This window comes from Brachybacterium sp. B718/18, from assembly GCF_055454375.1.
The window spans coordinates 801,085-808,989 of sequence record NZ_JBVDDO010000001.1; the positions used below are offsets into that span (position 1 = coordinate 801,085).

The 7,905-nt window shown below is 71.7% G+C and carries 8 protein-coding genes; all 8 read right to left on the reverse strand.

Annotation, left to right across the window (positions count from 1 at the left end; all coding sequences use genetic code 11):
• Positions 1-38: 38 nt before the first annotated feature.
• Positions 39-467 (reverse strand): preprotein translocase subunit YajC, encoded by a 429-nt coding sequence (yajC, locus tag ACZCAH_RS03810; protein ID WP_464339787.1) that lies wholly within the window; start codon positions 465-467, stop codon positions 39-41.
• Positions 468-594: 127 nt separating this feature from the next.
• Complete coding sequence (gene ruvB, locus ACZCAH_RS03815) at positions 595-1,644, reverse strand: Holliday junction branch migration DNA helicase RuvB (RefSeq protein WP_464339788.1); 1,050 nt, start codon at positions 1,642-1,644, stop codon at positions 595-597.
• A complete protein-coding gene (gene ruvA, locus ACZCAH_RS03820) occupies positions 1,641-2,261 on the reverse strand; it encodes a Holliday junction branch migration protein RuvA (protein WP_464339789.1) in 621 nt (206 codons plus the stop codon). The genes ruvB and ruvA overlap by 4 nt, the downstream gene beginning before the upstream one ends.
• A gap of 26 nt (positions 2,262-2,287) precedes the next feature.
• Positions 2,288-2,875: a crossover junction endodeoxyribonuclease RuvC gene (gene ruvC, locus ACZCAH_RS03825; protein ID WP_329746908.1), complete on the reverse strand. Its 588-nt coding sequence runs from the start codon at positions 2,873-2,875 to the stop codon at positions 2,288-2,290.
• A 2-nt stretch (positions 2,876-2,877) separates the two neighbouring features.
• Complete coding sequence (locus tag ACZCAH_RS03830) at positions 2,878-3,636, reverse strand: YebC/PmpR family DNA-binding transcriptional regulator (RefSeq protein ID WP_329746895.1); 759 nt, start codon at positions 3,634-3,636, stop codon at positions 2,878-2,880.
• A gap of 111 nt (positions 3,637-3,747) precedes the next feature.
• Positions 3,748-5,067, reverse strand: coding sequence for a PrsW family intramembrane metalloprotease (locus tag ACZCAH_RS03835; RefSeq protein ID WP_464339790.1), 1,320 nt, complete (start codon positions 5,065-5,067; stop codon positions 3,748-3,750).
• 52 nt (positions 5,068-5,119) lie between these two features.
• Positions 5,120-5,695 (reverse strand): HIT family protein, encoded by a 576-nt coding sequence (locus ACZCAH_RS03840; protein ID WP_464339791.1) that lies wholly within the window; start codon positions 5,693-5,695, stop codon positions 5,120-5,122.
• Positions 5,692-7,692, reverse strand: coding sequence for a threonine--tRNA ligase (gene thrS / locus ACZCAH_RS03845; RefSeq protein ID WP_464339792.1), 2,001 nt, complete (start codon positions 7,690-7,692; stop codon positions 5,692-5,694). The genes ACZCAH_RS03840 and thrS overlap by 4 nt, the downstream gene beginning before the upstream one ends.
• Positions 7,693-7,905: the final 213 nt, after the last annotated feature.

Here is a 7,905-nt window from a genome sequence, read left to right on the forward strand (position 1 = left end):
TCAGGGTGCGGCGGTGTGGGAGGGTGGTCCGGTGGGGATCAGCGGTCGCGACGGTCCGCGTCGCGGGCGACGTCCTCGGTGACGGTCACGCCGGGCACCTCGCTCGCGGCGGAGGACCCCTCGGTCCGCTCCTGCTCGGAGGCGTCGACGGCGCCTGCGGCGAGGGCCTGGTCCTCGGTGCCGGCCTCGTCCTCGGTCGGCTCCGCGGCGGGCTCCTCGACGGCCATGGCGATCGCCTGACGCGCCCACTTGCTCTGGGTGCCGTCCTCGGACTCGAGCACCACGACGTCGTCGTACGCCTCCACGATCAGGCCGTAGAAGCCGGAGTGGGTGCGCACCTCGTCGCCGACGCCGAGCGCGCCGACGAGATCTCGCTGCTTCTGCTGGGCCTTGCGCTGCCGGCTCGACATCCACATCAGGGGCAGCATCATGACGGCGAAGATGAGCAGGAGGGGGAGGAGTTCCACGAGGTTCCTTTCGGCGGTGAGGTCGCCCCGTCGGGATCCCGGTCCCGGACGTGCGCCTGCCGCGGGCGACTGACCCGCCCACTGTACCCGCCACCGCCGCGCCGCCCTCCCAGGGGTGGCGCGTCGCTCAGAAGCGGCCCAGCATGGGGGCCGCGCCCTCGGGACCTGCGGGCGGCTCGAGCCCGAGATGGATCCAGGCGGCGGGGGCCGCCGCACGACCGCGCGGGGTGCGGAGCAGGAACCCCTCCCGCACCAGATAGGGCTCGACCATGGTCTCGACGGTCTCGGTCTCCTCCCCCACCGCGACGGCGAGGGTGGACAGGCCCACCGGACCTCCGGCGAAGCGATGGCAGAGCGCGGAGAGCACCGCGCGGTCCAACCGGTCCAGCCCCCGCTCGTCGACCTCGTAGACGCGCAGCGCCTCGCGCGCCGCGGCGAGGTCGAGGGCTCCGCTGCCCTTGACCTGTGCCCAGTCGCGCACGCGCCGCAGCAGCCGGTTGGCGATCCGCGGCGTGCCCCGGGAGCGGGAGGCGATCTCCGCGGCCGCCTCGTGCTCGAGCTCGACCTCGAGCCGGATCGCCGAGCGGCGCACCACCTCGTGCAGCTCCCCGGGGGCGTAGAAGTCGAGGTGACCGATGAAGCCGAAGCGGTCCCGCAGGGGGGCGGGCAGCAGCCCGGCGCGGGTCGTCGCGCCGACGACGGTGAAGGGCGGCAGGTCCAGCGGGATCGAGGTCGCGCCCACGCCCTTGCCGACCACCACGTCGACCCGGAAGTCCTCCATGGCGATGTAGAGCATCTCCTCGGCGGGCCGGGCCAGGCGGTGGATCTCGTCGATGAACAGCACCTCGCCCTCGTCGAGGGAGGAGAGGATGGCGGCGAGGTCCCCGGCGTGCTGGATCGCGGGACCGGAGGTGATTCGCAGCGCCGCACCGAGCTCGGCGGCGATGATCATCGCGAGGGTCGTCTTGCCGAGGCCGGGCGGCCCCGAGAGCAGCATGTGCTCGGGAGCGCGGCCGCGCGCGGCGGCCGCGTCGAGGACCAGCGAGAGCTGCTCGCGCACGACCTGCTGCCCCACGAACTCCTCGAGCCGACGCGGACGCAGCGCGGCCTCCGCGGTGCGCTCGGGCGGGAGGGACTCGGGGCTGGTGAGCGACGGATCGGCGCCCGGATCGGTCATCGACTGCCGCCCAGGTGCCGCAGCGCGGCGCGCAGCAGCGCCGCGGCGTCCAGACCGGTGCCGCCGTCGCTCTCGCGCATGCGGTCGACGGCGGCGGTCGCCGACTTCTCGGGCCAGCCGAGTCCGAGCAGCGCCTCGACGACATCGGCATCCACTCCGGGCCGGGTGGCGCCGCCCTGCCCCGAGGCGACGGTGCCCGCCGCGGCCAGGGCGGCGGGAGCCGGCAGCTTCCCGCCCAGCTCGAGCAGCATGCGCGAGGCGACCTTGGGCCCGATGCCCGGGGTGCGGGTGATGGTCTTCGCATCCTGCTCGGCGACCGCCCGGCGGAGCTCCTCGGGGTCGAGCACGGCGAGGACCGCGAGGGCGGTGCGCGGGCCGATGCCGGAGACGGACTGGACGATGCGGAAGGTCTCCGCCTCCTCGGCGCTCGGGAACCCGAACAGGGTCATCGAGTCCTCGCGGACCACCAGCTCGGTGTGCAGGGTCAGCTCGGCGCCGTGCCGGGTGGAGGTCAGGGCCTGGGGCGTGGTGCGGACGAGGTAGCCGACGCCGCCGACCTCGAGCACGAGGGCGTCGAGGTCGAGGCGGGCCACCCGCCCGGTCAGGGATGCGATCACGGCACCACCATAGAACGAGTGTTCGATCAGAGGCGGGAGGTGGAGCGCTCCCGGGCGCGTCGGGCCTCGCGCTCGGCACGGGCCCAGACCTCCTGGGCGCTGGTCCGTGCCGCGCCCGTCGCGTCGAGCGCGACCCCTCCCCCGCCGCGCCACAGCTGCGTGAGGGCGATCGCGACCGCGTCGGCGGCGTCGGCGGGCTGCGGCGGGGCGTCCAGGCCGAGCAGTTTCACGAGCACGGTCTGGATCTGCGCCTTGTCCGCGCGGCCGCTGCCGGTCACCGCCGCCTTGACCTCCGAGGGGGTGTGCATCGCGACCGGGATGCCGCGCTCGGCGGCTTCGAGGATCGCGATCCCCGAGACCTGCGCGGTGCCCATGACCGTGGAGGTGTTGTTCTGGCTGAACACGCGCTCCACGGCGACGGCGTCGGGGCCGTGCTCGTCGAGCGCGGCCCGCAGGCCCCGGGCGATGGCGAGCAGGCGCTGGTCGATCGGGTCGCCCGGGGCGGAGCGGATGACGCCGGCGTGGACCAGGCGGGCTCGGCGTCCGCCGAGGGCGTCGATCACGCCGATCCCGCACCGGGTCAGACCCGGGTCCACGCCGAGCACCCGCAGCATGGTCACTCGGAGTCGTCGAGCTGCGCCGCGACGTCGTCCGGGATGTCGAGGTTCGAGTAGACGTTCTGCACGTCGTCGCTGTCCTCGAGGGCGTCGATGAGGCGCAGCGCCTTCTGCGCTCCCTCGAGGTCCACCGGTGTGCGCATCGTGGGCACGAACTGCGCCTCGGCCGAGTCGTAGTCGATCCCGGCCTCCTGGAGCGCCGTGCGCACGGCGACCACGTCGGTCGCCTCGGAGAGGATCTCGAAGGAGTCGCCCTCGTCGGTGATCTCCTCGGCGCCCGCGTCGAGGACCACCTCGAGCAGCGTGTCCTCGGTCAGGTCGCCCTTGGGGACGGTCACGACACCGCGACGGGAGAACAGGTAGGACACCGATCCGGAGTCCGCCATGTTGCCGCCGTTGCGGTTGAAGGCCAGCCGCACCTCGGAGACCGCGCGGTTCTTGTTGTCGGTGAGGCACTCGACGAGGACTGCGACGCCGCCCGGTGCATAGCCCTCGTACATGAGGGTCTCGTAGTCGACGCCGCCGCCGTCGAGCCCGCCGCCGCGCTTGACCGCGCGATCGATGTTGTCGTTGGGCACGGAGGTCTTCTTCGCCTTCTGGATGGCGTCGAAGAGCGTCGGATTGCCGGCGGGATCAGGGCCTCCAATACGCGCGGCGACCTCGATGTTCTTGATCAGCTTCGCGAACGACTTCGCGCGCTTCGCATCGATGGCGGCCTTCTTGTGCTTCGTGGTCGCCCACTTGGAATGCCCTGACATGTCTCTCCCTCCGACATCTCCCGCCACGTGCCGGCGGAATGCCGCCCCATTCTAGGGGCAGGGCCGCGGGCACCGGTCCGGCGGGTGCCGACACCCGGCCGGCGGAGTGTCTCAGCGGCGGACGACGGGGGACGTGAGAGCGCCGATCAGCCGACGGTCGGCGGTGAGCCGCTCGAGCCGCTCGCGCTCCATCGCCCGCGTGCGCGCCGTCGGACGCCCGTGGAGCACGCTGTGCCGCTCCATGCCCAGCGCGATCGCGGTGCGCAGGAAGTCCCGCATCGCCATCCGGGCGACGGCACCGTGCCGGGCGGCCCAGCGCTCGGCGCGGCGGCGCCTGCCCATCGCGACGAGCAGGTCGACCTCCTCCGGGGAGAACCAGCCGGCACGGCCGTAGTCGGACAACCGCCGGCGCAGGATGCGGCGCTCCCGCAGCCGCAGGAACAGGGCGATGCCGACCAGGAGCGCGAAGATCGGCACCTGCACCGTGACGTAGTACCGCAGGAAGCCGGCGAGCGGGGCCTCGGGGTCGACGGGGAGGAAGAAGCTCGAGCCGTTCCACAGCGCATGCAGCAGCATGCCCAGGGACAGTCCCCCGATGCCGAGGCCGAAGTACAGCATCAGCGAGCGCCGCTCGGCGGCGATGCCCAGACCCAGGCCGCACAGCGCGGTGAAGGAGACGTGGGCGAAGGGCGAGAGCAGCCCGCGGAGGAAGAAGGTCTGCCAGAAGACGGCGACCTCACCCGCGGCCTGCGACTGATGGAAGGAGCTGCCGAAGTAGAGGATGTTCTCGGTGAAGGCGAAGCCTCCCGCGATGAGCGAGGCGTAGACGACGCCGTCGATCGGCCCCGCGATGTACTTGCGCCCCCAGATCAGCAGGGCGACGAGTCCGAGCGACTTCATCGCTTCCTCGATCACCGGTGCCTGGATGACCGCGCCCAGGAAGCTCGCGACGATGTCCGCAGGCTCCTCGGGGCTGATCCAGTTCTGGAAGGCGCCGCCGATCATGAAGGTCAGGCCCACCGAGCCGATCGCACCCCACACGAAGGCGTAGACGAGCGAGGTGCGGGGCTGCGGGGTGTAGCGGTCCAGCCACCACACGGCGGAGAACACCAGCGCGACCGGGACGAGCGCCGCGGTGAAGGCGACCAGCGAGGTGCCGAAGCCGAGCGGCAGGATCACGAAGAGGTAGAGGACCACCGCGGTGGCAGCGAGTCCCAGGAAGACCAGCGCCCAGTAGATGATCCGCCAGAGGCGGGAACGCTTCCGTCGGGGCTCGCGGCCCGCCCCGAGGCGCCCCGGGGCGCGCGGGTCGCTGCGCTCGACGTCGTAGCCGTACCCGAGCGATCCCGGAGCGGCCGGGTCGGGCCGCTGCGGCGGCGCCCCCATCGGATGCGGTGCGCTCGGCACGCTGGGTGCCCCGGTGATGCTCATGCCGCCCTGTTCCTCCCGCTCCCCCGACCGGACCGTCCGATGGTAGCCCAGGTCACGTCGGCCACGCCTCGGCGTAGAGGCGCCGCGTCTCCGAGAGCAGGATCGGGAGGGCCTTGGTCCGGCCCACGACGGGCAGGAAGTTCGCATCCCCCGGCCAGCGCGGCACCACGTGCTGATGGAGGTGGGCGGCGATCCCGGCACCGGCGACCTCGCCCTGGTTCATGCCCAGGTTGAAGCCCGCCGGGGAGGAGACCTCTCGGATCACGCGCATCGCGGTGCGGGTGATCTCGGCGACCTCCGCGACCTCGTCGTCGGTGAGCTCCGTGTAGTCCGAGACGTGCCGGTACGGGCACACCAGCAGATGGCCGGAGTTGTACGGGTAGAGGTTCAGGATCGCGTAGGCGACCCGACCGCGGTGCACGATCAGCGCATCCTCGTCGCCGCGGGCGGGGCCGGCGCAGAAGGGGCACTGCGCGGCGTCGTGGGGGTCCTGGGGCTTGTCCTGCCCGCCGATGTACGCCATGCGGTGCGGAGTCCAGAGGCGCTGGGTGGTGTCGGGGACGCCCGCGAAGTCGCGGGCGTCCTCGATCACGACGGGCTCGTCGCCCTGATCGGCGGACCCCGTCACACCTGCGCCTTGTCGCGGATCGCCGCGACGATCCGCTCGACGGCCTCGTCGACGGCGATGCCGTTGTCCTGGCTGCCGTCCCGCATGCGGAAGGAGACGGCGCCGGCGGCCTGGTCCTCGCCGCCGGCGATCAGCAGATAGGGGACCTTCTCCTTGGTGTGGGTGCGGATCTTCTTCTGCATCCGGTCGTCGGAGTCGTCGACCGCCACGCGCACGCCGCGCTGGCGCAACCGCTGCGCGACCTCCTCGAGGTACGGCGCGTACTCGGCGGCGACGGGGATGCCGACGACCTGCACGGGGGCGAGCCAGACGGGGAAGGCTCCGGCGTAGTGCTCGAGAAGCACGCCGAAGAAGCGCTCGATCGACCCGAACAGGGCGCGATGGATCATCACCGGGCGCTGCCGCGTGCCGTCCGTGGCGGTGTACTCGAGCTCGAACAGCTCGGGCTCGAAGAAGTCCAGCTGGATGGTGGACAGCTGCCAGGTCCGACCGATCGCATCCTTGGCCTGGACCGAGATCTTGGGGCCGTAGAAGGCGGCGCCGCCCGGGTCCGGGACCAGCTCGAGACCGGAGGCGGTGGCGACCTCCTCGAGGGTGCGGGTCGCCTCCTCCCAGGTCGCGTCGTCGCCCACGGACTTCTCGGGATCGCGGGTGGACAGCTCGAGGTAGAAGTCGTCGAGCCCGTAGTCGCGCAGGAGGTCCAGCACGAACTGCAGCAGGCTCGCGAGCTCCTCCTTCATCTGCTCGCGGGTGGTGTAGATGTGGGCGTCGTCCTGGGTGAAGCCGCGGGCGCGGGTCAGGCCGTGGACCACCCCGGACTTCTCGTAGCGGTAGACGCTGCCGAACTCGAACAGCCGCAGCGGCAGCTCACGGTACGAGCGGCCGCGCGAGCGGTAGACGAGGTTGTGCATGGGGCAGTTCATGGGCTTGAGGTAGTAGTCCTGGCCCTGCTTGGTGACGTTGCCCTCCGCGTCCACCTCCTCGTCCATGTGCATGGGCGGGTACATCCCGTCGGCGTACCACTCGAGGTGCCGCGACGTCTCGAAGAGGTTCTTCTTGGTGATGTGCGGGGTGGAGACGAAGGAATAGCCGGCCTCGACATGGCGGCGGCGCGAGTAGTCCTCCATCTCCATCTTGATCATGGCGCCCTTGGGATGGAACACCGGCAGGCCCGAGCCGATCTCGTCCGGGAAGGAGAAGAGGTCGAGCTCGCTGCCCAGGCGGCGGTGGTCGCGGCGCTCGGCCTCGGCGATCCGCTCCTGATGGGCGCGCAGCTCCTCCTTCGTGGGCCAGGCGGTGCCGTAGACGCGCTGCAGCATCGGGTTCTTCTCGCTCCCGCGCCAGTAAGCGGCGGCGGAGCGGGTCAGGGCGAAGCCGTTGCCGATGAGCTTGGTGGAGGGCAGGTGAGGGCCGCGGCAGAGGTCGGTCCAGACCACCTCGTCGCGCCGGTTGACGTTGTCGTACATGGTCAGCCCGCCCTCGCCGACCTCGACGCTCGCGCCCTCGCCGGCGTCCGCGGCGGTGGACTTCAAGCCGATCAGCTCGAGCTTGTACGGCTCGCCGGCCTCCTCGGCGCGGGCGGCGTCGTCGCTGATCTCGCGACGCACGAAGCGCTGCCCCTCCTTGACGATCCGGCTCATCTCCTTCTCGAGCGCCTTGATCGACTCGGGGGTGAAGGGCTCGGCCACGTCGAAGTCGTAGTAGAAGCCGTCGGTGATGGGCGGTCCGATGCCCAGCTTCGCGTCGGGGTTGATCTTCTGCACCGCCTGGGCCAGCACGTGCGCGGTCGAGTGGCGCAGGATCGAGAGGCCGTCGGGGCTCGAGATGTCCACGCCCTCGACGCCCTGCCCGTCCGTGAGCGCGGTCGCGAGGTCGCGCAGCTCGCCGTCGACGCGGAGGGCGATGATCGTGGTGGTCCCCGCGAAGAGCTCGGTGCCCGTCGTCCCCTCCTCGATCCGCTGGGGGGAACCGTCGAGGGTGATGGCGATCTGTGCCACGGAATGCTCCTTGCTGTGCGGGTCGAGCCGGCCGACGATGCCGGCTCCGCCAGGCATCTTATCGGGAGCGGATCGCTCGGAAACCCGAGCAGCACCGGACAGCGCGGACCAGCAGCGGACAGCACGCGAGCCCCGGTCCGAGGACCGGGGCTCGCGTCGATGGTGGGCGATACTGGGATCGAACCAGTGACCTCTTCCGTGTCAGGGAAGCGC

Coding starts and splice junctions, on each gene's coding strand:
- ACZCAH_RS03835 (WP_464339790.1), bottom strand. CDS start 5,067: ATGAGCATCACCGGGGCACCCAGCGTGCCGAGCGCACCGCATCCGATG.
- ACZCAH_RS03830 (WP_329746895.1), bottom strand. CDS start 3,636: ATGTCAGGGCATTCCAAGTGGGCGACCACGAAGCACAAGAAGGCCGCC.
- ruvC (WP_329746908.1), bottom strand. CDS start 2,875: ATGCTGCGGGTGCTCGGCGTGGACCCGGGTCTGACCCGGTGCGGGATC.
- ruvB (WP_464339788.1), bottom strand. CDS start 1,644: ATGACCGATCCGGGCGCCGATCCGTCGCTCACCAGCCCCGAGTCCCTC.